The organism is Bradyrhizobium sp. USDA 336, from assembly GCF_044908355.1.
Lineage (GTDB): Bacteria > Pseudomonadota > Alphaproteobacteria > Rhizobiales > Xanthobacteraceae > Bradyrhizobium > Bradyrhizobium yuanmingense.
The window spans coordinates 2,398,863-2,424,582 of sequence record NZ_JBIYDC010000002.1; the positions used below are offsets into that span (position 1 = coordinate 2,398,863).

A 25,720-nucleotide genomic window follows, 5' to 3' on the forward strand; every position below is an offset into this window, starting at 1 on the left:
TCGATCTACCTCTTGCGTCCACGCACCGCGTCCGACAGCCGCTCCAGCGCGGTGTCGAGCGTCTGGTCCTTCTTGGCAAAACAGAAGCGCACCACCGAGGTCACGGGGTCCTGCTCGTAGAACGCCGAGACCGGGATCGCGGCGACCTTGTAGTCTTTCACAATCCGCCAGCAGAACTCGGTGTCACTCTCGTTGAGCCCGAGCGGCGACAGGTCGACGGTGAGGAAGTAGGTGCCTTGCGACTTCAGCACGGGAAAGCCGAGGCTCTCCAGGCCCTTGGTCAGGCGGTCCCTGCTTCGCGTCAGATCCTTGCGCATCGACAGGAAGTAGTCGTCGGACTTGCCGAGGCCATAGGCGACGGCGGCCTGCAGGTTCGGCGCGGTGGTGAAGGTCAGGAACTGGTGCACCTTGGCGGCGACGCGCAACAGCTGTGGCGCCGCGCAGACGAAGCCGATCTTCCAGCCCGTCAGCGAGAAGATCTTGCCCGCCGAGCCGACCTTGATGGTGCGTTCGCGCATGCCGGGGATGGTGATCAGCGGGACATGCTTGTGCTCGTCGAAGGTGACGTGCTCCCAGACCTCGTCGCAGATCGCGATGACGTCGAACTCCTGGCAGTAGCGCGCCAAGAGCTCGAGGTCCTCGCGCGGATAGACCACCGCGCTGGGATTCAGGGGGTTGTTGAACAGCACCGCCTTGGTTTTTGAATTGAACACGCTTTTCAGCATGTCCTCATTCAGCCGCCAGTGCGGCGGCTCCAGGCGAACCAGGCGCGGAATGCCGCCGGCCTGGCGGATGATCGGCAGATAGGAATCATAGACCGGCTGGAAGCAGACCACTTCGTCGCCGGGCTGGACCACCGCGAGGATCGCCGAGGTCAGCGCCTCGGTCCCGCCGGAGGTCACCATCACCTCGCTCATCGGATCGAGCTTGAGGCCGTGCCAGTGGCTGTAATGGGTCGCGATCGCCTGGCGCAGCTCCGGCAGGCCCATCATCGAGGGGTACTGGTTGTAGCCGTTCAGCGAGGCCTCGGCCGCGGCGCGGCGGATGTCCTCGGGGCCGGGATCATCCGGAAAACCCTGGCCGAGATTGATCGCATTGTTGTCGCGCGCGGCCTGCGACATCGCCTCGAAGATGGTGACGGGAAGGTCGGCGAAGACCTTGTTCAGCGAAGAGCTCTTGGTCGTCATTGCGCGGTTAGCCACCGACCTTGCTGGGAAGCCCGGCCGCCTTCCAACCCAGCATGCCGCCGGCCAGATGCTTATCGTAAGGCAGGCCCGCCGCCTGCGCCGCCAGCGAGGCCGTCACCGAGCGCTTGCCCGAACGGCAGGCGAACACGACCTCCTTGCCGGCCGGATCGGGGATCGCCTTGGGATCGAAGGTCGAGAGCGGAACCACGACGCCGTAAGGGTACGCCTCGGCCTCGACCTCGTTCGGCTCACGGACGTCGACGAGCAGATAGCGCCCTTCCGCGACACCCTTGGCGACCTCGTCCGGGGTCAGATCCTGCACTTGATTTGCCACATCATCCTCCAACGTCGCGGGCCGCGTACCGGGGCGATCCCGGCCGGCGGCAACCTCGCCTCTCGGGAGACGAAAATCAAGCGCTACAAAGGCTTGAGCCGCGCGGCGCAAGTTAAAGCTAAATCGCAGCGACTTGAAGTGCGGCTTACGGGGCACTTCACCTCTCCCGTAGGGAGAGGTCGGATCGCATTGACAGATGCGATCCGGGTGAGGGGTTGCGGTCTCATTGAACGCTGCGGCCTCTCACCCGGATTTGCTGCGCAATCCGACCTCTCCCCCGATGGGGAGAGGTGGACACTTGAGCCACTTGCTCGAACGTAATCCTAGATCGTCACCTGCGTGCCGACCTCGACCACACGGCCGGACGGGATCTGGAAATAGTCGGTGGCGTCGTTGGCGGAGCGGCTGAGCGAGATGAACAGCCGGTCCTGCCAGCGCGGCATGCCGGAATGGGCGGCGGGCTTGAGCGCCCTCCGCGACAGGAAGAACGAGGTCGACATGATGTCGAACTGCCAGCCCAGCTTGCGGGCGATCGCGAGCGCCTTCGGCACGTTGGGCGATTCCATGAAGCCGAACTTCAGCGTCACCTTGGAGAAGGTCGGTGAAATCTGCTCCAGCTTCACCCGTTCGGCCGGATCGATCCGCGGGGTTTGCGCGGTCTCGATGGTGAGAATGACGTTCTTCTCGTGCAGCACCTTGTAGTGTTTCAGACTATGCATCAGCGCGGTCGGCGCGCTGAGCGGGTCCGAGGTCAGGAACACCGCAGTGCCAGGCACTCGCTGCGGCGGCCGCTTCTCCAGCATTGCCACGAGATCGGCGAGCGGGAACTCGAGCTTGCGCGACTTTTCAAATAGCAGCCGGCTGCCGCGCCGCCACGTGTACATGAGGATGATCATGAGCGCGCCGAGCGCCAGTGGCACCCAGCCGCCCTCAAACACCTTCAACAGGTTCGCGCTCAGGAAGGTCAGATCGAGGAACAGGAACGGCGCAATCAGCGCGCCGGCGGCAAGCGCTGACCAGCGCCAGCCCTTCCAGACCACGACGAAGCCCATCATCGCCGTGACCACCATGGTACCGGTGACGGAGATGCCGTAGGCGGATGCGAGCGCGCTCGACGAGCGGAACAGCAGCACTAGCAGCACCACCGCGACCAGCAGCAGCTGGTTGATGCGCGGAATGAAGATCTGGCCGGAATGGGCTTCCGACGTATGGCGAATTTCAAAGCGCGGCAGCAGCCCGAGCTGGATCGCCTGGCGCGTCAGCGAATAGGCGCCGGTGATGACGGCCTGGCTCGCGATGACGGTCGCCATGGTGGCGAGCACGACCATGCAGCCTCGGAGGAAGCCTTGCGGGAATAGCTGAAAGAACGGGCTCACGATGGCACCGGGATCGCCGAGCACCAGCGCGCCCTGCCCCAGATAGTTCAGCGCCAGCGAGGGCAGCACTACGATGAGCCAGGCGGTCTGGATCGGCCGCTTGCCGAAATGGCCGAGGTCGGCATAGAGCGCTTCGGCGCCGGTCACCGCCAGGAACACAGCGCCCAGCGTCACGAAGCCGATGACGCCATGGTGCAGCATGAAGTTCACGGCATAGAGCGGGTTGAGCGCGAGCAGCACCTGCGGGTGCTGGGCGATCTGAGGGATCGCCGCCACCGCCAGGACCGTGAACCAGACGCACATGATCGGGCCGAAGAAGGCGGCAACGCGCGCCGTGCCGCGGGACTGCACGGCGAAGAGGCCGACCAGGATCACCACCGTCAGCGGAACGATGTAGGGCTCGAACCTGAGCGTGACGTCCTTCATGCCCTCGATCGCCGACAGCACGGAGAGCGCCGGCGTGAGCACGGCATCGCCGTAGAACAAAGCTCCGGAAATGATGCCGAGCAGCACAATGGTCGCGCCGCCGCGGCCGGTGCCAACCGCCCGCTGGGCCAGCGCCATCAGTGCCAGCGTGCCGCCCTCGCCGTTGTTGTCGGCGCGGAGCAGGATCACGACGTATTTGAGCGTCACCACCACGATGAGCGCCCATAGAATCAGCGAGAGCACGCCGAGAACGGCGGCCGGCGTCGGCAATCCCTCCGCGCCCGAGGCGGCCATCACCGCCTCGCGGAACGCGTAGAGCGGGCTGGTGCCGATGTCGCCGTAAACGACGCCGATGCTGCCGAGCGTCAGCGCGCCGAAGCCGGCGGTGGTATGGGCCTCGCCATGCCCATTGGCCGCCACCGTTTCCGGGGCGGGAACTGCTACGTCGCTTGTCATGGGAGAGCCCGATGGCCTCTAAAATGCTTCACTGCACAATGGCGGAAGAGCGCGCGGCTTATAGTCCTGCGCCACCGGCATGGCCTAGCCCGATTCTGGGTCGTAGCCATGCAAATATGCATGGCTACGCCAGTTGCATTCTAGATAGTGACCTGGGTTCCGACTTCGACCACGCGGCCGGTGGGGATCTGGAAGTAGTCGGTGGCATCATTGGCCGACCGGCTCAGCGCGATGAACACATGATCCTGCCAGAGCGGCATGCCCGACTGTGCCGAGGCCTTCAGTGACCTGCGCGAGACGAAAAACGAGGTCGACATGATGTCGAACTGCCAACCCTGCTTGCGTGCGATGGCGAGGGCCTTGGGCACGTTCGGCTGCTCCATGAAGCCGAAGCGCAAGCGGACCTTGGAGAACTTGTCGCTGATCTTCTCCATCCTGAACCGCTCCGACAGATCGACCCGGGGCGTCTGCGCGGTCTCGATGGTCAGTATCACGTTGTGCTCGTGCAGCACCTTGTTGTGCTTGAGATTGTGCAGGAGCGCGGTTGGCACGAAGGCGGGATCGCTGGTCAGGAATACCGCGGTGCCCTTGACGATGTGCGGCGGCCGCTTCTCCAGGCTGCGGATCAGGTCGTCCAGCGGCACCTCGATCCGGCGCGTCTTCTGGATCAGGATCGCCGAGCCCTTGCGCCAGGTCCAGATCGTCCCGGCCATGACGACGCCGAACAGGAGCGGCACCCAGGCGCCATCGAGCAGCTTGAGCAGGTTGGCGCTGAAGAAGCTCAAATCGACGATGACCAAAGGCACGATCAGGGCTGCGGCGGTAGCCGCGCGCCAATTCCACAGCTTCCAGATCACGACGAATCCCATGATGCCATCGGCGACCATGGTGGTTGAGACCGCAATGCCGTAGGCCGAGGCCAGATTGCTGGGGGTGTGGAATAGAAGCACCAGCAGCATCACGCCGATCAGCAGCAGCCGGTTCACCCGCGGCAGGTAGATCTGGCCGGCATGCGATTCGGAGGTGTACCTCACCTCGAAACGGGGCAGCAGGCCGAGCTGCACGGCCTGATGGACCAGCGAATAGGCGCCCGTGATCACCGCCTGGCTCGCGATCACGGTTGCAGCCGTCGCAAGCCCGACCAGCGGCAGCACCAGTGTCTCGGGGACCATGCGATAGAACGAATGCTCGATCGCGCTGGGATCGGACAGCACGAGCGCACCCTGCCCGAAATAGTTGATCAAGAGCGCGGGCAGCACGAAGAACATCCAGGCTGACTGGATCGGCTTGCGGCCGAAATGGCCGAGATCGGCGTAAAGCGCCTCTCCGCCCGTCACCGCGAGGAACACCGCGCCGAGCGTCACGAGGCCGATCACGCCGTGCGACAACACGAACTGCACCGCATAATACGGATTGATCGCCGCCAGCACGGTCGGGTCGTCGGCGATGTGGACAGCCCCCATGATGGCAATGACGGTGAACCAGGTGACCATCACCGGCCCAAAGGCCGAGGCGACCAGCGCGGTCCCCTTGCTCTGGACCGCAAACAGCAGCACCAGGATGAGGACGGTGACCGGCACGACATAGGGCTTGAGCGCGGGGGTTGCGAGCTTCAGACCTTCGACCGCCGAGAGCACCGAGATCGCCGGCGTGATCATGGAATCGCCGATGAACATGGAAGCGCCGATCACGCCGAGCGCGAGCAGAACCCAGCTTCGCCGCCCGAGCGCGCGCTGGCCGAGCGCCATCAGCGAGAGCGTGCCGCCCTCCCCGTTGTTGTCGGCGCGCAGCAGCAAGAGGACATATTTGGCGGTGACGACGATCAGCAGCGCCCACAGGATCAGCGAGAGCACGCCGAGCACGATGGCGCGCGAGACCGGCTCGCCATGGGCCGCGGCCTTGACCGCCTCGTGGAATGCGTAGAGCGGCGAAGTGCCGATATCGCCGAAGACGACGCCGATGCTCCCTAGCGTAAGGGCCCAAAAACCTTGGGTGGGCCGCCCGTCCTGAGTCTCGGCCTGTGTGATGCTCGCGGTCATGACGGTGAAGAACGCTTCGTCCCAGAAATTGATCCGGCGCCTTTTGACGCTTCCGGTGCACCTGTCAATCGGCTCACCACCATAGCAGGCGCGGAGCCTGATGCTGTGACGCTAGAGCCACGCTCATCGCCTGCGCGACGACATGCCTCAGGTAAGATGGTAGCGCAAGGGGTTACGGCTTGAGATTCGGCGGCAACGGTGGGTCTTCGCGCATCAAGGTGATGGTCACCCGCCGGTTGGCGGCGAGCGAGGGATCGTCCGGAAATAGCGGCTGGGTATCGGCTTTGCCGGAGACGGCGAAGATGTGCGACGGCGGCAGGCCCTGGCGCTCGAGGATCTGGCGCACGGCGTTGGCGCGATCGGCCGACAGATCGAAGGCGCCATAGTCGCTGCGGGTCGGCACGAACCCCGCCGCGGTGTGGCCGGCGATGGAGACGCGGAGCGGCGTCGCCTTGAGCGGGATCGCGAGCTTCTCGACCAGGCGTCGAGTGCGGTCGTAGGGCACCTTGGAGCCGTCGGCGAACATCGAGCGGCCGTCCTGGTCGACGATCTCGAGGTTGAGACCCTGCTTGGTCTCCTCGAACATGATGTGCTTGGACATCTCGGTCAGCTCGGGCATGTCCTGCAACGCCTGGCGCAGCGAGGCCGCGGCCAGCGCGAAATTACGGTCGACCTTGATCTTCGCGCCGGAGGTTTTTTCGCGGTCTTCCTGATCGGGCGTCGGGGTGTTGGAGGCATCTTCCGGCTGGATGTGGTCGACGTTCTTGAGTCGCGGGCGCGTCGGCAGGCCGTCGGATTCGACGATGCCGGAATAGCGCGCTTCGGTCTGCACGCCGAACGCCTCGCGCATCGAGCCCGCGACGATCTTCAGCTTGTTGGCATCTTGCGTCGAGAACGCGACCAGCATCACGAAGAACGCCAGCAGCAGCGCCATCAGGTCGGCGAAGGTCACGAACCAGCCGTGGCCGCCGCCGTGAGCATTGCCGCGCTTCTTCTTGGCCATCTCTCAAAATCCAGGCGGCCTCAAGCCGGCACCGGCTCGCCTTCGGTGTGACGATGCTTCTCCGGCAGATAGGCCAGCAGCATCTCGCGCACCAGGGTCGGGCTCTTGGAGTCGCGAATCATCAGGATGCCGTCGATGATCAGGGTACGGTTGGTCTCTTCGTCCAGCAGCTTGCCGTGCAGCTTGTCGGCAATCGGCAAGCAGATCAGGTTGGCGACAACGGCGCCGTACAGGGTCGCCAGCAGCGCGGTGGCCATGAACGGACCGAGCTTGGAGGGATCGGACATGTTGGAGAACATCTGCACCATGCCAAGCAGCGTGCCGATCATGCCGAACGCCGGGGCGCAGTCGCCGACGGCGCGGTAGATCTTGCTGCCCTCGTCGAGGTGCATCAGGAAGTTGTCGCGGTCGCGCTCCAGGTTGTCACGAATGAAATCGAGATCGTAACCGTCGGCGACGTAGCGGATGCCCTTGGCGAGGAACGGCTCGTCGGTCTCGACCTTTTCCAGTCCGACCGGGCCCTGCTTGCGGGCGATTTCCGCGATGCGGGCGAGCTCGTCGACAAGGTCGTGAGCCGAAAGGCGGCTCAGGGTGAAGGCAAACTTCGCGCCCAGCGGCACGCCGTGGATCATCGCGGACAAAGGAAAGCGGATCATCGTCGCTGCGAACGAGCCGCCGAAGATGACGATGACGGCGTGGATGTCGTAGAACATCCCGAACGTACCGCCCATCAGGATCAGCGACGACACAACAATGGCGCCTGCGACGAGGCCGACAAGTGTTGCGATATCCATGATCGACTCCAACGCCTACGCAACAACGGCCGTCCTGGCCGCTGGCGCGGCTCAACCCCGAACCGCATCGCAGACCCTAGAGCGCCGCCCTTAAAGGCGCGTAAAGGTTAAGTCTCGACGATGTGCCGCCTGCCGCCGCAATTTGTCCCGGTTGCCGTCCAGCGATAGGAATTTCAACCCTTCGCTAACCATAATCAGGCGCCCAGGACGTCAGGTCGGCTGCGGCCCTCCGCCACATCGTGGACCGGCATCGGTTAGTGTCTGCTAGCGTTGCGACAGGGCCAATCGCGGAGCCAGCGCGATGTTGATGCTATTCGGTCTACTCACGGCGCTGCCCGCGGCGCTGGCGTTCCACCTGCTCGAGCCGGAACTCGTGCTTCCGGCGTTCAGCGTGCTGCTCTTTATCGAGGCCGCCTTTGCCGTGCTCGCAGCGCGGTTGATGCGCAGCGCCAACAGCGCAGACGATATCACCCTCTGGGACCTTGCCGGCGGCTTCACCCTGATCGGATGCGCCGCCGCCGTGCTCGGAGAACCGGATCAAGTCGCCCTGCTTCTGACAGAGCAAGGCGGCATTCGGCCGTCGTCCGGGCCGTAGATTGCCCTAAAACGCGATGCGATTAGGATGAATCGTCATCGCGCTTTAGGTTATTGTTTGAGCATGATCTTTTCGGAAAACCGCTACACGCTTTTCCGGATTATGCTCCAGCAGCCGTCAATGGATTTCCGCAGAGCGCTTCAACGCGGCCTTGAGCTTCTCGAGCGAGAAGTCGGGACTGCGGGCGATCTCCAGGATCGGCGTCTCGCGGCGGCCGCAGAGTTCGGCGGCCTCCGGCAGCTTTGCGGCAAGGTCAAGCGGGATCACGATGGCGCCATGCCGGTCGGCGTGGATGAGGTCGTCCGACTTTACGGTCATGCCGGCGACGCGCACCTCGCCGCCAAAGCTTTCCGCGTGCACCCAGGCGTGCGACGGGCCGATCGAGCCGGCTAGCGCCTGGAACCCGGGCGCCCATTGCGGGATGTCGCGGATCGAGCCGTCGGTGATGACGCCCAGGCAGCCGAGCGCCTTGTGCACGTTGCTCTGTACCTCGCCCCAGAACGCGCCATAGCCGACGTCGGGTCCGTCGATGTCCTGGATCACCGAGATGCGCGGGCCATGGCCGGTGCCGACATATTCGTAATATGCGATTCGGCGCTTGGACTGCTCCTCGGCCGGAAGCGATGACTTCAGAACCGAGCGGATCGTCACGGTGCGGGCATAGCCGACGATCGGCGGCAGGTCGGGAAACGGACAGACCAGCTGCTTGGTGGTGTAGCCGATCAGCCGCCGCTCGGGCGCCACGATCTCCATGGCGTTGCAGATCGTCGGCGTATCGTAACGGCCCAGCGCTTCGAGGACGGAAGCGGGCAGCGGCCCGGTCGCGGAATTGGTCACGGCGTTCTCTCCCAGGTTGGCGGCGATTGATTGCGCGATGCCGCCGGCACAAGGGCGATATAGCCGAGATCGGACCTCGACCCAACTCAGGCAGGCTTCATGGCAGATATCCGCGAGGAGCGTTTTAGTGCAGTCGTCCGGGCCGATCGTCGTCTTGCGGCGGCTCCGACAAATTCGCCAGCGTCGGCGCCGAGGGCGGTGACGGGACCTCGCCTCCCGCCGGCGCGGTGGCTTCCATCGCGCGCGCCTGGTCGCGATAGGATTTGTAGCCGAGCGGCAGCGCGAGAAGGTACAGCACCGTGCCGATCGACAGCACGTGCCAGGGATAGGCGATCAGGAGCGCGATGAAGACGATCACGGCGACGAAGGCCGGCAGCACCAGCTCGGGCGGCACGCGCATCCGCTTGGTCTTGCCGGAGAACACCGGCAGGCGCGACACCATCAGAAACGCGATCAGAAGCGTGTAGGCCGCGGTCACCGCCGCAGGTGTGCGCCCGACGTCGAGGAACGCCACATAGATCGGCAGCAGCACGGTGATCGCGCCGGCGGGCGCCGGCACGCCGGTGAAGAAATTGGCGGCGAAGGCCGGCTTGTTCGGATCGTCCATGGTGGCATTGAAGCGCGCAAGCCGCAGGCCGCCGGAGATCGCGAACACCATGGCGGCGATCCAGCCGGCATTGCCGAGCTCGTGCAGCTGCCAGAAATACAGCATCAGGCCGGGCGCCACGCCGAAATTGACGAAGTCGGCGAGACTGTCGAGCTCGGCGCCGAACTTCGACTGCCCCTTGATCATGCGCGCGATGCGGCCATCGATGCCGTCGAGCGCGGCGGCGAACACGATGGCATAGACCGCGAGCGTCATCCGCCCTTCGATCGACAGGCGGATCGAGGTCAGGCCGGCGCAGATCGCCAGCAGCGTGATGACGTTGGGCACCAGCATCCGCACCGGGATCGGTCGGAACCGCCGGCGGCGGACGTCGGGATCCTTGAAATCGTAAGGCGTCATGGCTCGTCCTTATCTCGGGGCGAGATATAGCAAGCCGCGCAGCCCTCCGCCATTGCGGCGGAACGCCTGCGAGCACCGACTATTGGTTAATTGGCGCGGAACGCGCCGCCCGGGTCGTCGCCGGCAAGGTCGGCCAGGATCGTCTCTCCGGCGATCGCGGTCTGCCCTTCCGAGACCAGCGCCTTGGTACCCACGGGCAGGTAGACATCGAGGCGCGAGCCGAAGCGGATTAGGCCGAAGCGCTCGCCGGCGCCGATCGCCTGCCCCTCCCTGACGAAGCAGACGATGCGCTTGGCGACCAGGCCGGCGATCTGGACCACGCCGATCCGCGCCGTCGGCGTCGTGATCACCAGGGAGTTGCGCTCGTTGTCCTCGCTCGCCTTGTCGAGCTCGGCGTTGATGAAGAGGCCGGGTCGGTAGGCGATACGATCCACCCTGCCCGCCACGGGCGCGCGGTTCACGTGGCAATTGAACACGCTCATGAAGATCGAGACGCGCGGCAGCGGCCGGTCGCCGAGCCCGAGCTCGGCCGGCGGCAGCGCCATGGTGATCATGGAGACACGCCCGTCGGCCGGCGATACCACGAGACCCTCGCGCACCGGCGTCACGCGGACGGGATCGCGGAAGAACAGCGCACACCACACGGTCAGGATCGTGCCGATCCACCCCAGCGGCGACCACAGCCAGAACAGGAGCAGGCTCGCCAGCGCAAAGGCGCCGATGAAGGGATAGCCCTCCTTGTGGATCGGCGGGATCTGACGCTGGATCGAATCGAGAATGGACATTGCTTTTTGCCGGTCGGGGTTGATGCCACGGGGTCGTCGCGCGGGCTTGTTTAGGCCAGACTTTGTTTAGGCCAGACTTGGGACCGGAGACAAGGTCACTCCGCCGCCGCGGGCGTCGTCAGGCTATCATCGACCGGCGGCGGCTCCCGGTTGGGCGCGGCATTGGTGTCGGCCATCTTGGCGAGTTTCTCGCGGGCCGCCTCGGCCTCGCGCTGCCTGTTCCACATGCTGGCATAGAGCCCGCCCTGCGCGAGCAGGCTCGCGTGAGTGCCGCGCTCAGCGATGCGGCCCTGGTCCAGCACGATGATCTCGTCGGCGCCGACGATGGTGGAAAGCCGATGCGCGATCACCAGGGAGGTGCGGTTCTTCGCCACGCGGTCGAGCGCCCCCTGGATCTCGTGCTCCGTATGGGTGTCGAGCGCCGAGGTCGCCTCGTCGAGCACCAGGATCGGCGGCGCCTTGAGGACCGTGCGCGCGATCGCCACACGTTGCTTCTCGCCGCCCGACAGTTTCAGGCCGCGCTCGCCAACCTGAGTTTCGTAGCCCTTCGGCGCCATGCGGATGAAGTGGTCGATCTGCGCCAGCCGCGCGGCCTCCTCCACCTCGGCATCGGTCGCGTCCCAGCGGCCGTAGCGGATGTTGTAGCGGATGGTGTCGTTGAACAGTACGGTATCCTGCGGCACCATGCCGATCGATGCGCGCAAGCTGGCCTGCGTGACCTCCCGGATGTCCTGGCCGTCGATCAGGATCCTGCCGCCGGAGACATCATAGAGGCGAAACAGCAGCCGCGAGATGGTCGATTTGCCGGCGCCGGAGGGACCGACGATGGCAACCGTCTTGCCGGCCGGCACCTCGAAGCTGATGCCCTTGAGGATGGGGCGCGCCGGCTCATAGGCAAAGCGCACGGCCTCGAAGCGCACCGTGCCGGCGGAGATGACCAGCGGCTTCGCGCCAGGCGCGTCCTTGATCTCGGCCTCGCGGCTGAGCACGCCGAACATCTTCTCGATGTCGATGATCGCCTGCTTGATCTCGCGATAGACCATGCCCATGAAGTTCAGCGGCTGGTAGAGCTGGATCATCATGGCGTTGACCAGCACGAAATCGCCGACGGTGTTGGTGCCGTTGCGCACGCCGATCGCGCACATCAGCATGGTCGCGGTCAGGCCCAGCGTGAAGATCACCGCCTGACCTGTGTTGAGCACCGCGAGCGAGGTGTAGGTGCGGACGCTCGCCTCCTCGTAGCGCTCGACCGATCTGTCGTAGCGCTGCGCCTCCCGCGCCTCGGCACTGAAATACTTCACCGTCTCGTAGTTGAGCAGCGAGTCGATCGCCTTGGTGTTCGCCTCGGTGTCGGAATCGTTCATCTTGCGGCGGATTCCGATCCGCCACTCGGTCGCGACGTAGGTGTAGTACATGTAGAGCGTGACCGTGATCAGGGTCGCGACCACGTAGCGCCAGTCGAATTGCCAGAGCAGCACCGCCAGCAGCAGCGAGACCTCGACGATGGTCGGGATCAGCTGCAGGATCACCATGCGCACGATGACCTCGATGCCCTCGCGGCCGCGCTCGAGCACGCGCGTGAGGCCGCCTGTCTTGCGCTCGAGGTGAAAGCGCAGCGACAGCTCGTGCATGTGGATGAAGGTGAGGGTCGCGAGCTTGCGCACCGCATGCATGGCGACGCGGGCGAAGATGCCGTCGCGCCATTGCGTCAGCACCGCCATCAGGATGCGCATCACGCCGTAGCTCGCGGTCAGCAGCAAGGGCGAGGCGATCACCCAGAGATGCCAATTGTCGGCCGCGACCGGCGCGGTGTTGGCGCCGGTCAGCGCATCCGTCCGCCCATTTGAAGCTGAACGGCACGGTAAGCGTGATCAGCTTGGCGGCGAGCAACAGCACCAGCGACCAGACCACCCTCATCTTCAGGTCGAAACGGTCGCCCGGCCAGATGTAGGGCCACAGATGTGCCAGCGTGCCCATCAGCGTGGCCCCGGCCTGCGGTCCTGCCACGGAAGGATCAGGAACGTCGGCGCCGTCGAACGATTGAGGTTGGTCCATCAACAAACCCGAAAGCCCGCCGGATGCGGGCGAAACTGCGATTAACGATTTTCGCCCGTCATATAGAGCCTTCCCGATGCCCGCGCACCCCGCCAGATGGCGAATCTTCGATTGTTTGTCGCGATTTACCGGTAAATTCCCGGAAGTATCGAATCACCGTTTGGGCTTGACGCCACTTCGCTGCAATGCATCATGGCACCAATGAGCACGATCAAAACCGTCTGTGTCTATTGCGGCTCCGGCCCTGGAACAAATCCCAACTTCATTGAAGCGGCGAAGGCGCTCGGCAGAGCGCTGGCGGAAAGCAAGATCCGCCTCGTCTATGGCGGCGGCTCGCTCGGCCTGATGGGCGCGGTCGCAACCTCCGTGCTCGATCACGGCGGCATGGTCACCGGCATCATCCCTGACTTCCTCCGCATGCGCGAGAATGCACTGACGCGCGTGCAGGAGATGGTCGTCACGCCCGACATGCACGAGCGCAAGCGGCTGATGTTCGAGCGCTCCGACGCCTTCGTGGCCCTGCCCGGCGGGCTCGGCACGCTCGAGGAGCTGGTGGAGCAGCTGACCTGGCAGCAACTCGGCCGTCACGCCAAGCCGGTGCTGCTCGCCAATATCGACAATTTCTGGGAGCCGCTGCTCTCGCTGGTGTACCACATGCGCCAGACCGAGTTCATCCGCGCCGGCCTCACCGTCGATATCCTGAAGGCGGACAAGGTCGAGGAGATCATCCCGCGGCTGCGCGCCGCGGCTGCGCAGATTCCTGACAGCGAGCGCGATCTCGCGCCGGAAGTGGCGCGGAAGCTGTAACGCCCTACGCTGCCGGAAACGTCACGGCCTCGATGCGATTGCCGTCGGGATCGGTGACGAAGGCCGCGTAGTAGCGCACGCGATCGTGCGGACGGATGCCCGGCGCGCCGTCGGAGGCGCCGCCAGCGGACAGCGCGGCTGCGTGAAACGCATCGACCTGATCGGTCGTCTTCGCCCGCAGGCAGATGTGCACGCCGCTCTCCGGCGCGACAGGCGGCATGCCCTCCCGCAAGTTGATCCAAAACTCCGGATAGGCCTTGCCGAACCCGACCGTCCGCGGCCGCGTGACGAGGCGTGCGAGGCCGAGGGCGGCGAGCGCGGCTTCGTAGAATTTTGCGGCGCGGTCGAGATCACTGACGCCGACGGAGATGTGGTCGATCATGGCCGTGCCCTTTCCCCATCCTCGGTGTCATCGCCCGGCTTGACCGGGCGATCCAGTACTCCGTGACAGCCGTAGATAAATCGATGGGCCGCAGCGTACTGGATTCCCCGCCTTCGCGGGGAATGACAGTCGTCGTGGGGGTTACGCCGGCGCGTCCGACTTCACGAGCTTGTAGATCACCGAATCCATCAGCGCCTGGAACGAGGCATCGATGATGTTCGGGGACACGCCGACGGTGGTCCAACGATCGCCGTTCTCGTCCTCGCTCTCGATCAGCACGCGCGTGACCGCGCCGGTGCCGCCATTGAGGATACGGACGCGATAGTCGATCAGTGTCAGGCCCTCGATATATTTCTGGTACTTGCCGAGGTCCTTCCGCAGGGCGACGTCGAGCGCGTTGACGGGACCGTTGCCTTCGGCCGCCGAGATCAGATGCTCGCCGGCGACGTCGACCTTCACCACCGCTAGCGCCACCGTGACGCGTTCGCCGAGCGCGTTGTAGCGCTGCTCGACGTTGACGTCGAACTGCTCGACCTCGAAATAATGCGGCACCTTGCCGAGCGTGCGGCGCGCCAGGAGCTCGAACGAGGCGTTGGCGGATTCATAGGCATAGCCGGCCGCCTCGCGCTCCTTCAATTCCTCGACGAGACGCGTCAGCTTCGGATCGCTCTTCTCGTAGGGGATACCGGCGCGGTCGAGCTCGGCGATGACGTTGGAGCGCCCGGCCTGGTCGGAGACCAGCACCTTGCGGTGATTGCCGACCAGCTCCGGCAATACATGCTCATAGGTCTGCGGATCCTTCAGCACCGCGGAGGCATGGATGCCGGTCTTGGTGACGAAGGCGCTCTCGCCGACGTAAGGAGCATGCCGGTTCGGCACGCGGTTGAGCATGTCGTCGAGCGTGCGCGACACCTTGACCAGCGTCGCCAGCTTCTCCGTGGTGACGCCGATCTCGAAAGCGTCGGCAAAACCCGTCTTCAGCTTCAGCGTCGGGATCAGCGAGCAGAGATTGGCATTGCCGCAGCGCTCGCCGAGCCCGTTCAGCGTACCCTGGATCTGCCGCGCGCCGGCACGCACCGCTGCGAGCGAATTGGCCACCGCCTGCTCGGTGTCGTTATGGGCGTGGATGCCGACGTGATCGCCGGGGATGTGCCTGGTCACGTCTCTGACGATGGCCTCGACCTCATCCGGCATGGTGCCGCCATTGGTGTCGCACAGCACCACCCAGCGCGCACCGGCATCGAAGGCGGCCTTGGCGCAGGCGAGCGCAAAGGCGGCGTCTTCCTTGTAGCCGTCGAAGAAATGCTCGCAATCGAGCATCACCTCGCGGCCGGCCGCCTTCGCCGCCGCGACGCTGTCGCGGATCGAGGCGAGGTTCTCTTCCTTCGTGGTCTCCAGCGCGACGCGGACCTGATAGGCCGACGCCTTCGCCACGAAGCAGATCGCATCCGCCTTCGCTTCCAAGAGGCCCGCAACGCCCGGATCGTTGGACACCGAGCGGCCCGCCCGGCGCGTCATGCCGAAGGCGGTGAAGCGCGCATGTTTGAGCTTGGGCTTGGAGCCAAAGAACTCCGTGTCGAGCGGATTGGCGCCGGGATAGCCGCCCTCGACATAGTCGATGCCGAGATCGTCGAGCATCGCCGCGATGACCTGCTTGTCCGCCAGCGTGAAGTCGACGCCGTTGGTCTGCGCCCCATCGCGCAGCGTGGTGTCGAACAGATAGAGACGCTGCTTGCTCATTGCCCCGCTCCGAGCGTCTTCTTCATGGTGGTGTTGGCGAGCCACTCGTCGTTGATGGTGATGCTGTTGCGCTGCTGGGCGGTGTAGCCGCGCTTGGCGAAGAAACCCTCCGCGGTATCGCTGGCATCGACCGAGAGGCTCGTGGCGCCGCGGACGCCTGCGAGCTTCTCCAGCGCGTCGACCAGCATGGTCGCGATGCCCTGCCCGGCCACGGCCGGATGCACATAGAGCATGCGGATGTGATCATTACCGCGCAGCGAGGCGAAGCCGACAGGCGAGCCTTCCAGCGTCGCGATCAGCGTCAGGTCGGACGCGAGCCGCTTGCCGAACTCCTCGTCCTCGGCCGCCGCCATCCAGGCTTCCTGCTGCGCCTCGCTATAATCGTCGCCGGTCAACTCCTCGATGCTGGCGGCGAAGATCGCGGCGAGCATCGGCACATCCGCCGGCAGGAAGGGCCTCAGTGCGGGCTTTGGCAAAGTCTGTCCCATCGTCCTCACCAAATCCCATAAAGCTTGAGCACGATCGCCACCGCGCCGGCGAGCAGCGCGAGCTTCAGCGCAATGTAATAGAGCCAGTGCCGCGGGAAAGGCGTGTCGGGCCGTTTCATCGGGCGATCTCCCAGGTTGTGCCTTCCTTGGAGTCCTTGATCGCAACGCCCATCGCAGCGAGCAGATCGCGGATGCGGTCGGACTCCCCAAAGTCCTTCCGGCTACGGGCCGCTGTCCGCTCCGCGAGCAGGCGCTCGACCTCCTTGGCGTCGACCCCGCTCGCCTGCTGCTTGCGCCCTTCCCACTGCGCCGCGCTCTCGGAGAGGAATCCGAGCAGCCGCAACGAGCCCGCAAGACCTGCGATATCGTTGCCGCGCAGGCCGTGCAGCGCCGCGATCGCCTGCGGCGTGTTGAGGTCGTCGAGCAGCGGTTCGACCACCGACGGAGCCGGCTCGCCGGGCGCGACATCGGCCGCAACGCGGTACCAGTCGTCGAGCGTCTTGGCGCTCTCCTCCAGCGACTTCATGGTCCAGTCGATCGGCGAGCGGTAATGCGTCTTGAGCATGTTGAGGCGCAGCACCTCACCCGGCCAATCCCTGAGCAGCTCGTGGATCGTGATGAAGTTGCCGAGGCTCTTCGACATCTTCTCGCTCTCGACCTGCAAGAAGCCGTTGTGCATCCAATAGTTCGCCATGCGCTCGCGGTGGAACGCGCAGCAGGTCTGCGCGACCTCGTTCTCGTGATGCGGAAACACGAGATCGATGCCGCCGCCATGGATGTCGAAATGCTCGCCGAGATGCTTCCAGGCCATCGCCGAGCACTCGATGTGCCAGCCCGGACGTCCCTCCGCCTTGATGCCTGATGGCGACGGCCAGGACGGCTCTCCCGGCTTCGACGGCTTCCACAGCACGAAGTCGGTCGCATCGCGCTTGTAGGGCGCAACATCGACCCGCGCGCCCGCGATCATCTCGTCGAGCGAGCGCTTCGACAGCGCGCCATAGCGCGGCAGCGCGGAATTGGCCGCGTTCATCGCCTGCGGCGAGAACAGCACGTGGTCCTCGGCGACATAGGCAAAGCCGCCGGCGACCAGCTTCTCGATGATCTCGCGCATCTCGCCGATATGCTCGGTGGCGCGCGGCTCGACGCTCGGCCGAAGCGCGCCGAGCGCATCGACGTCGGCATGAAACTGCTTGCCGGTCTGCTCGGTGACCTTGCGAATGGCCTCGTTCAGCGGCAGGCCGGGAAAATCGCGCGCGGCGCGATCGTTGATCTTGTCGTCGACGTCGGTGATGTTGCGGACATATTTGACGTGTGCCTCGCCGTAGATGTGGCGCAGCAGCCGAAACAGCACGTCGAACACGATCACCGGCCGCGCATTGCCGATATGGGCGAAGTCATAGACCGTCGGTCCGCAGACATACATGCGGACGTTGTTCGGATCGAGCGGCACGAAGGTGCGCTTTTCCCGGCTCAGCGTATCGTAAAGACGCAATTCCATGACAACCCATCCCTCTCGGCCGGGCGTCCAAGGCTCTCAATGTGTTTTGAGAAAAGACGGCTCCAGCCAGCGAATCGCTAGCTCGTAATCTCGCGGCAAATGGCGCAAATGGCGAGGAGACCGTTCATGCGGGCACATATGGGCCACCACAGGCCCCGGCGTCAAGGGCCGCGAAAATGCCGTTTTTGCCCCCGCACGGGGCGCGGCCTGCCCGGAGGGTTCATGATCCCCTAACCATTTGAGGCCATTCTGGAACCTGCGGTTCCCAATTTTTTGCCCCCGGTAATTTCATGCGATCCCTGCTCGCGCTCATTTTCGGCGCCTCGCTCCTTGCAGCACCTCAGGCGTGCGCCGAGACCCGCGTATTCATCATCGCCGACCAGTGCCTCGCCAAGGGCGACACGTGCGGCGCCTCCGCCGCGCGCACCTATTGCCAGTCACGAGATTTTGCAAAGGCATCGAGTTATCGCCGGGTCGATCCCGACGAAATTACCGGCTCCGTCCCCAAAACCGGCACAAACTGCTCCCATGGCCATTGCGACGAGTATGTCGCAATCACCTGCCAGCGCTGAATTCCCTCGGAGCTGGTGGACCTTAGGACCAGTCTTGGGCCCCTGAAACGACGTGACGATGCCGCAGGAAGCGGCTATTGGGAGGGCGCGCTTCGGCCCCCCACCTCACTTGGATGATCACGCTGGGCCGTGACCTCGCTAGAATGGCGGATATGCCTGAATTCTTCTCTCTCCTCCGTGCCCGCTCCCTCCTTGCCTGCACCGTGCTCCTCGGCACACTCGTGCTCGCCGATGGCGCTTTGGCGCAGGCCGGCCCGCCGCCCCAGCCCGGCCAGAACGGGCTCGGACCGAACCCGATGTGCGTGCGGCTGGAAGCTCAACTCGCCGCGCTCGATCGCGGCGGAGGTGATGCCGCGCGCGAAGAGCAGATCCGCCGCTACCAGGATTCCCAGGCCAAGCAGCAGGCCGAGCTCGACCGTGTCACCATGCAGGCCAAGCGCATGGGCTGCGATTCCTCCGGCTTCTTCTCGCTGTTCAACGGCCAGTCGGCGCAGTGCGGCCCGGTCAACACCCAGATCCAGCAGATGCGCGCCAATCTGGACCAGATCACCGGCAGTCTCGAGCGGCTGCGCGGCGGCCCCGGCGCCAACCCGGAGCGCGACAACCAGCGCCGCTCGGTGCTGATGGCGTTGGCGCAGAATAATTGCGGCCCGCAATATGCCAATGCCGTGCAGCAGCAGGGCGGCGGCAACTTCCTCAGCAATCTGTTCGGCGGCAACAACCCGAACAATCCGCAAGCCATGCCGCCCTCCGATCTCGGCCCGCAATCCGGCACCTTCCGCACCGTCTGCGTGCGCACCTGCGACGGCGCTTATTTCCCGATCTCCTTTGCCACCGTGCCGGCGCGCTTCCCTGACGATGAGAAGACCTGCAAGGCGCTGTGCCCGGCCGCGGAAGCCGTGCTCTACAGCCATCGCAATCCCGGCGAGGACATGAACGCGGCGGTCTCGATCGGCGGCCAGCCCTACTCGGCGCTGCCGACCGCATTCAAATTCCGCAGCGAGTTCAATCCGTCCTGCTCCTGCAAGGCGGCGGGACAGACCTGGGCGGATGCGCTGAAATCGGCCGATGACAAGGCCGCGGCCGAGCAGCAGGGCGACATCATCGTCACCGAGGAAAGCGCCAGGAAGATGCAGCAGCAACGGCTCAACAAGGGCGCGCCGCAGCCTGCCAATGCCAAGAAAGGCGCGGCTCCTGCACCAGCAACTGCTGCCGCACCGGTCGCCACGCCACCCTCGGACGCGAGCCCCGCGTCAGAGAACAAGCCGATCCGCTCGGTCGGCCCGACCTTCCTGCCGCAGCAGCAGAAGTAGGCCGTCGCTCTGTCATGCTCCGCGCAGGCGTCCCAGCGCGGCCGTTCCGCTGTTACGGCTCGCCCTCGCGGCTCCAGGGGAAGAGATTGGCCGGAAAGTCTGCTGCGTAGCGCCTGCCCTTCCGGGGCGGAAGCGGTGCATCCGGTGGGTTCGGATTGGGCTCGACCACCCGCCGATAGAGGTGCCAGGTGGCATGACCGAGCACCGGCAGAACGACGGCGAGACCGACGAAGAGCGGCAGCGAGCCGATCACGAGCAGCGCCGCCACGATGAGGCCCCATCCGGCCATCGCAACCGGATTCGCCGCCACCGCTCGGAGCGACGTGCGGATCGCGTCGATCGCCGTCGCATGACGGTCCAGCATCAACGGAAATGACACGACGCTGACGCACAATGCCACAACCGCAAACAGGAAGCCGACACCGCAACCGATGATGATGAGCGACCAGCCTTCGGGTGTCGTCAGCACGCGCGTTGCGAAGTCGGGTATGCTTGCGGCCGCAGCGTGACCGAAGATCGCGACATAGATTGCGTTCGCGGCACCGATCCAGGCCCCGAACAGGACCAGCAGGAGCACGCCGAGTTCGACCATGGCGCCGAACGACGGTGCGCGCAGCACCTTGATCGCATCCCATGCTTCGACTTCCTCGCCGCGCTCGCGGCGACGGCTGAGTTCGTAGAGACCGATCGCGGCAAAAGGACCGATCAAGGCAAAGCCGGCGGCCAGCGGAAACAGTAGCGGCAGCACCGAATAGCCGAGCACCATCCTGAACAGGACGAGACCGAGAACGGGATAAATCAGGCACACGACGATCGCGTGACTCGGCATCGCCTGGAAATCACCCCAACCCAGGCGCAGGACCTCGGTCAGGTCGGACAAGCTGATCTTGCGAATGGGATAGGAGGTCGCTTCGCCGAATGCGCGCCGCCTGACGTCGTGGGAGTACAGAGTGGCCATGTACGGACGCTCCCGTGCTGAAAATCGCGGTTTTCGACAACACGCGCTCTTCAGCCACGCGTGTCCGCCTGACGAGCAGGAAACGCGAGGGGTCGGGTACGGCAACCCAGGTTCAGCAACCGAGCCTGGCCGGACGGAACCCGTCGCGACCTGCCCGGCAAGCTTAGCGCGCGCGGAGCACGGCTGCATTCACGGTTGGGTGAATTGCGCACCAGCACGGATTTGTGCGTTGCATCACCCAAACCGAACATGGGCACCGGATGCTTGTCGGTTTGCCAGCAATCACACCAATTCGGGCACCTCTATTGCTCTATTGACGCCGGATTAGGCTGGGATCATTTTAGACGCAGACGCCCTTAGAGTTGAAGGTCGCGAGCGTTCTCTTGATTTCGCGATCGGTGGACTGGGCGAAGCAAGAGGCCGGCGATGGCATATGCCAAGAAAGGCCAGCCATCGCGACCGACATGAGCTCCGCCCTGGATTCGTATCCGTAGCCCTCGATGGCAAGGATGGATCAGGATGGCTGTCGCACTGATACTGCTTCTGGTCGCGATCGGCTCGGTGCTGTTTCACATCTACAGCCCGTGGTGGTGGACGCCGATCGCCACGAACTGGGCCTATATCGACCACACGATCAACATCACGTTCTGGATCACGGGCTTCGTTTTCGTCGCCGTGATCGCCTTCATGGCTTATTGCGTCTTCCGCTTTCGCCACAGAGAGGGAAGAAGGGCTGACTACAATCCGGAAAACAAAAGGCTCGAATGGTGGCTGAGCGTCGGGACCGGCGTCGGCGTCGCGGCCATGCTGGCGCCTGGCCTCGTGGTCTGGCACCAGTTCGTGACGGTGCCTGCGGATGCCACCGAGATCGAGGTCATGGGCCAGCAATGGCAGTGGAGCTTCCGCCTTCCGGGCAAGGATGGGCAGTTGGGCACATCGGATGTCCGCAACATCGCGTCCGACAATCCGATGGGGCTCAATCGTGACGACCGGCACGCGCAGGACGATGTCGTGATCGAGAGCGGCGACCTGCACCTTCAAGTCGGAAAGCCGGTCAAGGTTCTCCTCCGCTCGGTTGATGTCCTGCACGATTTCTACGTGCCCGAATTCCGGGCCAAGATGGACATGGTTCCAGGCATGGTGACCTATTTCTGGATCACGCCGATCCGAACCGGAACCTTCGATGTCCTCTGTGCGGAGCTTTGTGGCACTGCTCACTATCAAATGCGGGCCAAGGTCATCGTCGACGAAGAGCGTGAATATCACGCTTGGTTGGAGCAACAAAAAACGTTCGCAGAATTATCGCCGGCAAAAGCCGTCGTGAAGACGACGTACCAATCCGGCAGCAAGTAGCAAGCTGCCGCCGAAGATAGATCGGGCGCAAGAGGCCAGCGCCTCCCCCCGATGGAAACGACCGAGGAGGTTCTATGGTCGATGTTCCATATGAAGGAATCCCCGGCATCCCGCCTGCCGAAGTACCTGACGTCGAGCTCTATCATCCGCGGAGCTGGTGGACACGATATGTGTTCTCGCAGGACGCCAAGGTGATCGCCATTCAGTATTCGCTGACGGCCACGGCCATCGGGCTGGTGGCCCTGGTGCTGTCGTGGCTGATGCGGCTGCAACTGGGATTCCCCGGCACGTTCTCTTTCATCGATGCCAACCAGTACCTCCAGTTCATCACCATGCACGGCATGATCATGGTGATTTACCTGCTCACCGCATTGTTCCTGGGCGGCTTCGGCAACTACCTGATCCCGCTGATGGTCGGCGCCAGGGACATGGTCTTCCCCTATGTGAACATGCTGAGCTACTGGATCTACCTGCTCGCAGTCCTGGTGCTTGCCTCGACATTCTTCGTGCCCGGTGGCCCCACCGGCGCCGGTTGGACGCTGTACCCGCCGCAAGCAATCCTTTCAGGAACGCCCGGGCAGGATTGGGGCATCCTTCTCATGCTCGCGTCCCTGATCCTGTTCATCATCGGCTTCACCATGGGCGGGCTGAATTATGTGGTCACAGTGTTGCAGGCGCGCACGCGCGGCATGACCTTGATGCGCCTGCCCCTGACGGTGTGGGGCATTTTCACGGCGACCGTCATGGCGCTCCTCGCGTTCCCTGCATTGTTCGTTGCCTCGGTCATGCTGCTGTTCGACCGTCTCTTGGGAACCAGCTTCTTCATGCCCGCCCTCCTCGAGATGGGCACGCTATCGAAACATGGCGGCGGCAGCCCGTTGCTCTTCCAGCACCTGTTCTGGTTCTTCGGTCATCCCGAAGTCTACATCGTCGCCCTGCCCGCCTTCGGCATCGTCTCCGATCTGATCAGCACGCATGCGCGCAAGAACATCTTTGGTTATCGCATGATGGTCTGGGCGATCGTAGCCATCGGCGCGCTCAGCTTCATCGTATGGGCGCACCACATGTATGTGAGCGGCATGTTCCCGCAATTCGGGTACTTCTTCGCCACCACGACGCTCATCATCGCCATCCCCACCGCGATCAAGGTCTACAACTGGGTGCTGACCCTGTGGCGCGGCGACATTCATCTCACGGTGCCGATGCTGTTCGCCCTCGGCTTCATCGTCACCTTCGTGAACGGCGGGCTCACCGGCCTCTTCCTCGGCAACGTCGTCGTGGACGTGCCCCTCTCGGATACCATGTTCGTGGTCGCCCATTTCCACATGGTGATGGGCGTGGCGCCGATCATGGTCGTGCTCGGCGCGATCTATCATTGGTACCCAAAGGTCACGGGGCGGATGCTGAACGAGGCCATGGGCAAGTTTCACTTCTGGGTCACCTTCCTCGGCGCCTACCTGATCTTCTTCCCCATGCACTATCTTGGACTGCTCGGAGTCCCGCGCCGGTATTTCGAACTCCTAGATACGACGTTCATCCCGTCCTCGGCCCATTCACTCAACGCCTTCATCTCCGTGGTGGCCTTGATCGTCGGCTTTAGCCAGATGGTGTTCCTGTTCAACCTTGTCTGGAGCCTGTTCAAAGGTGAGGCCTCAGGCGGCAATCCGTGGCGGGCGACGACGCTGGAGTGGCAGACGCCGGAGACGCCCCCAGCGCACGGCAACTGGGGCAAGGAGCTCCCTGTCGTGTACCGCTGGGCCTATGATTACAGTGTGCCCGGTGCCGCGGAGGACTTCATTCCGCAGAACCAGCCGCCGCGTGCGACTCAGCTCGTTCAGGGAGCTGCTTCGTGAGCGCCATCATCCTGTTCCTGGCTGTGCTTGCGGTGATCGCCGGATGGTGGCTGTCGCAGCAGCGCCTGACGGCCAAGCCCTGGCTGGAGGAAGGCCCGGCCGGTGACTTCCCCGGCGGCGACGCCATAACCTGGCCGGCAGCGAAGATCGGACTTGGCGTGTTTCTCGCGGTCGCGAGCGCCTTGTTCGTCCTCTTCATCAGCGCCTACTCGATGCGCATGAGCGTGGTGGACTGGCGGCCGCTGCCGGTGCCGCGGCTGCTGTGGGTCAACACGGGCGTCCTGGTCCTGAGCAGTGTCGCGCTGCAATGGTCGAACGTGGCCGCGCGCCGACACGATACCGAAGGCGTCATGATCGGTCTGCTCGCGGGCGGAGCATCTGCCGTGATCTTCCTCGCCGGGCAGCTCCTGGCTTGGCAACAGCTCGGGGCTGCGGGATATTTCGTGGCGTCCAATCCATCGAATTCCTTCTTCTACCTGTTGACCGCAGTGCACGGGCTGCACCTGACGGGCGGTCTTGTGGCCTTGGGCCGAACCTCGGCCAAGATGTGGCGCGGCGCCGAGATCGCCGACATGCGCTTGAGCGTGGAGCTGTGCGCCATCTACTGGCACTTCCTGCTGTTGGTCTGGCTTGTCCTGCTCGGTCTTCTCACCGGCTGGACCGACGATTTCATCGACATCTGCCGCCAATTGCTGAGCTAGGGAGGCGAGACCAGATGGCTGAGACCGTGCTGACAGATCCGGGCCAATCGCCTGCGCGGCTTGAAGGCTGGCGCGGCATCGCCGCCGACTGGGCGTCCGATCAGCGCGCCTTCAAGAACGTGTCCTGGGGCAAGGCCATGATGTGGATCTTCCTCCTCAGCGACACCTTCATCTTCAGTTGCTTCCTGCTCTCCTACATGACGGCGCGCATGTCGACGACCGTGCCGTGGCCCAATCCCAGCGAAGTCTTCGCCCTCGATATCGGGGGCAACCACATGCCCCTGATCCTGATCGCCATCATGACCTTCGTGCTGATCAGCAGCAGCGGTACGATGGCGATGGCCGTCAATTTCGGCTACCGCCGCGATCGCGTGAGAACCGCAATCCTGATGCTGGTCACTGCAGCCTTCGGCGCGACCTTCGTCGGAATGCAGGCCTTCGAATGGACCAAGCTGATCATGGAGGGCGTCCGGCCCTGGGGCAATCCATGGGGTGCCCCGCAGTTTGGTGCGAGCTTCTTCATGATCACCGGCTTCCACGGCACCCATGTGACTTTCGGTGTGATCTTCCTGATCGCCATCGCGCGAAAGGTCCTTCGTGGCGACTTCGACGTCGAGAGGCGCGGCTTCTTCACGAGCCGAAGGGGGAATTACGAGATCGTCGAGATCACGGGCCTGTACTGGCACTTCGTCGATCTCGTGTGGGTGTTCATCTTCGCATTCTTCTATCTTTGGTGAGGTCGGCGCATGACAAACGCGGCGGTACACATGGAAGAACGGCCCCACGCTCCGGCGCACGGCGCAGTTGCAACGGAAGCCGTTCACGCCGAGGGGCAACAGCACCCGATCAAGCTCTACCTCGTGGTCTGGGGTTGGTTGTTCGTCCTCAGCACGTTCTCCTACCTCGTCGACTACTTTGGCCTGCATGGCTATCTGAGGTGGTCGCTGATCCTGCTGTTCATGATGTTGAAGGCCGGCCTGATCGTCGCCGTCTTCATGCACATGGCCTGGGAGCGGCTGGCCTTGACCTATGCCATCCTGCTGCCGCCGGTCGCGGTATTGGTATTTGTGGCGATCATGGTGCTCGAATCCGAATACACGCGCTTCCTAAGGGTGCTGTTTTTCGCAACCCCGTCATAGCGCCTGCCGTCGCTCAGGGTAGG

Annotated in this window: 23 protein-coding genes and 1 pseudogene; 9 read left to right on the forward strand and 15 right to left on the reverse strand. The window is 64.2% G+C overall.

Annotated features, from left to right (window positions below; translation table 11 throughout):
• Window positions 1–5: 5 nt before the first annotated feature.
• The 6 genes from ABIA45_RS12350 to ABIA45_RS12375 all read right to left on the reverse strand — a co-directional run bounded on the left by ABIA45_RS12350 (window position 6) and on the right by ABIA45_RS12375 (window position 7,615).
• Complete coding sequence (locus tag ABIA45_RS12350) at window positions 6–1,187, reverse strand: aminotransferase (protein ID WP_271547212.1); 1,182 nt, start codon at window positions 1,185–1,187, stop codon at window positions 6–8.
• A gap of 7 nt (window positions 1,188–1,194) precedes the next feature.
• Window positions 1,195–1,521 (reverse strand): rhodanese-like domain-containing protein, encoded by a 327-nt coding sequence (locus tag ABIA45_RS12355; RefSeq protein WP_025035596.1) that lies wholly within the window; start codon window positions 1,519–1,521, stop codon window positions 1,195–1,197.
• Between the two features lie 323 nt (window positions 1,522–1,844).
• Window positions 1,845–3,779, reverse strand: a complete 1,935-nt coding sequence (locus tag ABIA45_RS12360) for a potassium transporter Kup (RefSeq protein WP_271547213.1) — start codon at window positions 3,777–3,779, stop codon at window positions 1,845–1,847.
• Window positions 3,780–3,919: 140 nt separating this feature from the next.
• Complete coding sequence (locus tag ABIA45_RS12365) at window positions 3,920–5,818, reverse strand: potassium transporter Kup (protein ID WP_271547214.1); 1,899 nt, start codon at window positions 5,816–5,818, stop codon at window positions 3,920–3,922.
• A 172-nt stretch (window positions 5,819–5,990) separates the two neighbouring features.
• Window positions 5,991–6,821 (reverse strand): flagellar motor protein MotB, encoded by an 831-nt coding sequence (locus ABIA45_RS12370; RefSeq protein ID WP_271547215.1) that lies wholly within the window; start codon window positions 6,819–6,821, stop codon window positions 5,991–5,993.
• Between the two features lie 20 nt (window positions 6,822–6,841).
• Window positions 6,842–7,615, reverse strand: coding sequence for a motility protein A (locus ABIA45_RS12375; RefSeq protein WP_036001447.1), 774 nt, complete (start codon window positions 7,613–7,615; stop codon window positions 6,842–6,844).
• Window positions 7,616–7,916: 301 nt separating this feature from the next.
• On the opposite strand from ABIA45_RS12375, the gene ABIA45_RS12380 reads away from it, so the two are divergent.
• Window positions 7,917–8,210: a hypothetical protein gene (locus ABIA45_RS12380; RefSeq protein WP_036001448.1), complete on the forward strand. Its 294-nt coding sequence runs from the start codon at window positions 7,917–7,919 to the stop codon at window positions 8,208–8,210.
• Window positions 8,211–8,327: 117 nt separating this feature from the next.
• On the opposite strand, the gene ABIA45_RS12385 is transcribed toward ABIA45_RS12380, so the two are convergent.
• The 4 genes and pseudogenes from ABIA45_RS12385 to ABIA45_RS12400 all read right to left on the reverse strand — a co-directional run bounded on the left by ABIA45_RS12385 (window position 8,328) and on the right by ABIA45_RS12400 (window position 12,893).
• A complete protein-coding gene (locus tag ABIA45_RS12385) occupies window positions 8,328–9,047 on the reverse strand; it encodes an RraA family protein (RefSeq protein WP_036001451.1) in 720 nt (239 codons plus the stop codon).
• A gap of 124 nt (window positions 9,048–9,171) precedes the next feature.
• Window positions 9,172–10,053 carry a phosphatidylcholine/phosphatidylserine synthase gene (locus ABIA45_RS12390; RefSeq protein ID WP_036001453.1) on the reverse strand — a complete coding sequence of 294 codons (882 nt, stop codon included), beginning with the start codon at window positions 10,051–10,053 and terminating at the stop codon, window positions 9,172–9,174.
• Window positions 10,054–10,139: 86 nt separating this feature from the next.
• Window positions 10,140–10,862, reverse strand: a complete 723-nt coding sequence (locus ABIA45_RS12395; protein WP_404655660.1) for a phosphatidylserine decarboxylase — start codon at window positions 10,860–10,862, stop codon at window positions 10,140–10,142.
• A gap of 71 nt (window positions 10,863–10,933) precedes the next feature.
• Window positions 10,934–12,893, reverse strand: a pseudogene (locus tag ABIA45_RS12400) (ABCB family ABC transporter ATP-binding protein/permease).
• A gap of 201 nt (window positions 12,894–13,094) precedes the next feature.
• Here ABIA45_RS12400 and ABIA45_RS12405 point away from each other — a divergent pair.
• A complete protein-coding gene (locus ABIA45_RS12405) occupies window positions 13,095–13,700 on the forward strand; it encodes a TIGR00730 family Rossman fold protein (protein WP_271547217.1) in 606 nt (201 codons plus the stop codon).
• A gap of 4 nt (window positions 13,701–13,704) precedes the next feature.
• Here the strand turns inward: ABIA45_RS12405 and ABIA45_RS12410 are convergent, their stop codons facing one another.
• From ABIA45_RS12410 to cysS, 4 genes are all read right to left on the reverse strand, one after another.
• Window positions 13,705–14,082, reverse strand: a complete 378-nt coding sequence (locus ABIA45_RS12410) for a VOC family protein (protein ID WP_404541802.1) — start codon at window positions 14,080–14,082, stop codon at window positions 13,705–13,707.
• A 141-nt stretch (window positions 14,083–14,223) separates the two neighbouring features.
• The gene (gene cimA / locus ABIA45_RS12415; protein ID WP_157282318.1) at window positions 14,224–15,822 is read right to left on the reverse strand and encodes a citramalate synthase; all 1,599 of its coding nucleotides are present in this window, start codon (window positions 15,820–15,822) and stop codon (window positions 14,224–14,226) included.
• Window positions 15,819–16,310, reverse strand: coding sequence for a GNAT family N-acetyltransferase (locus ABIA45_RS12420; RefSeq protein WP_271547220.1), 492 nt, complete (start codon window positions 16,308–16,310; stop codon window positions 15,819–15,821). The genes cimA and ABIA45_RS12420 overlap by 4 nt, the downstream gene beginning before the upstream one ends.
• A 115-nt stretch (window positions 16,311–16,425) precedes the next feature.
• Entirely contained in the window at window positions 16,426–17,808 is a 1,383-nt protein-coding gene (cysS, locus tag ABIA45_RS12425; RefSeq protein WP_271547221.1) for a cysteine--tRNA ligase, read from the reverse strand.
• 290 nt (window positions 17,809–18,098) lie between these two features.
• Between cysS and ABIA45_RS12430 the strand changes: the two genes are divergently transcribed.
• Together ABIA45_RS12430 and ABIA45_RS12435 are read left to right on the forward strand one after the other, a co-directional pair.
• Complete coding sequence (locus tag ABIA45_RS12430; RefSeq protein ID WP_271547222.1) at window positions 18,099–18,380, forward strand: hypothetical protein; 282 nt, start codon at window positions 18,099–18,101, stop codon at window positions 18,378–18,380.
• 143 nt (window positions 18,381–18,523) lie between these two features.
• A complete protein-coding gene (locus ABIA45_RS12435) occupies window positions 18,524–19,693 on the forward strand; it encodes a DUF2865 domain-containing protein (RefSeq protein ID WP_404652196.1) in 1,170 nt (389 codons plus the stop codon).
• Between the two features lie 52 nt (window positions 19,694–19,745).
• Here the strand turns inward: ABIA45_RS12435 and ABIA45_RS12440 are convergent, their stop codons facing one another.
• On the reverse strand, window positions 19,746–20,651 hold the full coding sequence (locus tag ABIA45_RS12440) for a DUF2189 domain-containing protein (RefSeq protein ID WP_157282323.1): 906 nt from the start codon (window positions 20,649–20,651) through the stop codon (window positions 19,746–19,748).
• Window positions 20,652–21,170: 519 nt separating this feature from the next.
• Between ABIA45_RS12440 and ABIA45_RS12445 the strand changes: the two genes are divergently transcribed.
• The 5 genes from ABIA45_RS12445 (at window position 21,171) to ABIA45_RS12465 (ending at window position 25,697) form a co-directional block, all read left to right on the forward strand.
• The gene (locus tag ABIA45_RS12445) at window positions 21,171–22,004 is read left to right on the forward strand and encodes a cytochrome c oxidase subunit II (RefSeq protein WP_036001495.1); all 834 of its coding nucleotides are present in this window, start codon (window positions 21,171–21,173) and stop codon (window positions 22,002–22,004) included.
• Window positions 22,005–22,078: 74 nt separating this feature from the next.
• Window positions 22,079–23,857, forward strand: coding sequence for a cbb3-type cytochrome c oxidase subunit I (locus ABIA45_RS12450; RefSeq protein ID WP_036001499.1), 1,779 nt, complete (start codon window positions 22,079–22,081; stop codon window positions 23,855–23,857).
• Window positions 23,854–24,558, forward strand: coding sequence for a cytochrome c oxidase subunit 3 (locus ABIA45_RS12455; RefSeq protein ID WP_271547225.1), 705 nt, complete (start codon window positions 23,854–23,856; stop codon window positions 24,556–24,558). The genes ABIA45_RS12450 and ABIA45_RS12455 overlap by 4 nt, the downstream gene beginning before the upstream one ends.
• A 14-nt stretch (window positions 24,559–24,572) precedes the next feature.
• Window positions 24,573–25,295, forward strand: a complete 723-nt coding sequence (locus ABIA45_RS12460) for a heme-copper oxidase subunit III family protein (protein ID WP_157282325.1) — start codon at window positions 24,573–24,575, stop codon at window positions 25,293–25,295.
• 9 nt (window positions 25,296–25,304) lie between these two features.
• Window positions 25,305–25,697 carry a cytochrome C oxidase subunit IV family protein gene (locus tag ABIA45_RS12465; RefSeq protein WP_271547227.1) on the forward strand — a complete coding sequence of 131 codons (393 nt, stop codon included), beginning with the start codon at window positions 25,305–25,307 and terminating at the stop codon, window positions 25,695–25,697.
• The last annotated feature ends 23 nt before the right edge of the window (window positions 25,698–25,720 follow it).

Bases quoted from the DNA above. Each gene is read 5' to 3' on its own strand.
- ABIA45_RS12350 (WP_271547212.1), bottom strand. From the start codon at position 1,187: ATGACGACCAAGAGCTCTTCGCTGAACAAGGTCTTCGCCGACCTTCCC.
- ABIA45_RS12360 (WP_271547213.1), bottom strand. From the start codon at position 3,779: ATGACAAGCGACGTAGCAGTTCCCGCCCCGGAAACGGTGGCGGCCAAT.
- ABIA45_RS12365 (WP_271547214.1), bottom strand. From the start codon at position 5,818: ATGACCGCGAGCATCACACAGGCCGAGACTCAGGACGGGCGGCCCACC.
- ABIA45_RS12370 (WP_271547215.1), bottom strand. From the start codon at position 6,821: ATGGCCAAGAAGAAGCGCGGCAATGCTCACGGCGGCGGCCACGGCTGG.
- ABIA45_RS12375 (WP_036001447.1), bottom strand. From the start codon at position 7,615: ATGGATATCGCAACACTTGTCGGCCTCGTCGCAGGCGCCATTGTTGTG.
- ABIA45_RS12380 (WP_036001448.1), top strand. From the start codon at position 7,917: ATGTTGATGCTATTCGGTCTACTCACGGCGCTGCCCGCGGCGCTGGCG.
- ABIA45_RS12390 (WP_036001453.1), bottom strand. From the start codon at position 10,053: ATGACGCCTTACGATTTCAAGGATCCCGACGTCCGCCGCCGGCGGTTC.
- ABIA45_RS12405 (WP_271547217.1), top strand. From the start codon at position 13,095: ATGAGCACGATCAAAACCGTCTGTGTCTATTGCGGCTCCGGCCCTGGA.
- ABIA45_RS12410 (WP_404541802.1), bottom strand. From the start codon at position 14,082: ATGATCGACCACATCTCCGTCGGCGTCAGTGATCTCGACCGCGCCGCA.
- cimA (WP_157282318.1), bottom strand. From the start codon at position 15,822: ATGAGCAAGCAGCGTCTCTATCTGTTCGACACCACGCTGCGCGATGGG.
- ABIA45_RS12420 (WP_271547220.1), bottom strand. From the start codon at position 16,310: ATGGGACAGACTTTGCCAAAGCCCGCACTGAGGCCCTTCCTGCCGGCG.
- cysS (WP_271547221.1), bottom strand. From the start codon at position 17,808: ATGGAATTGCGTCTTTACGATACGCTGAGCCGGGAAAAGCGCACCTTC.
- ABIA45_RS12430 (WP_271547222.1), top strand. From the start codon at position 18,099: ATGCGATCCCTGCTCGCGCTCATTTTCGGCGCCTCGCTCCTTGCAGCA.
- ABIA45_RS12435 (WP_404652196.1), top strand. From the start codon at position 18,524: ATGGCGGATATGCCTGAATTCTTCTCTCTCCTCCGTGCCCGCTCCCTC.
- ABIA45_RS12440 (WP_157282323.1), bottom strand. From the start codon at position 20,651: ATGGCCACTCTGTACTCCCACGACGTCAGGCGGCGCGCATTCGGCGAA.
- ABIA45_RS12445 (WP_036001495.1), top strand. From the start codon at position 21,171: ATGGCTGTCGCACTGATACTGCTTCTGGTCGCGATCGGCTCGGTGCTG.
- ABIA45_RS12450 (WP_036001499.1), top strand. From the start codon at position 22,079: ATGGTCGATGTTCCATATGAAGGAATCCCCGGCATCCCGCCTGCCGAA.
- ABIA45_RS12460 (WP_157282325.1), top strand. From the start codon at position 24,573: ATGGCTGAGACCGTGCTGACAGATCCGGGCCAATCGCCTGCGCGGCTT.
- ABIA45_RS12465 (WP_271547227.1), top strand. From the start codon at position 25,305: ATGACAAACGCGGCGGTACACATGGAAGAACGGCCCCACGCTCCGGCG.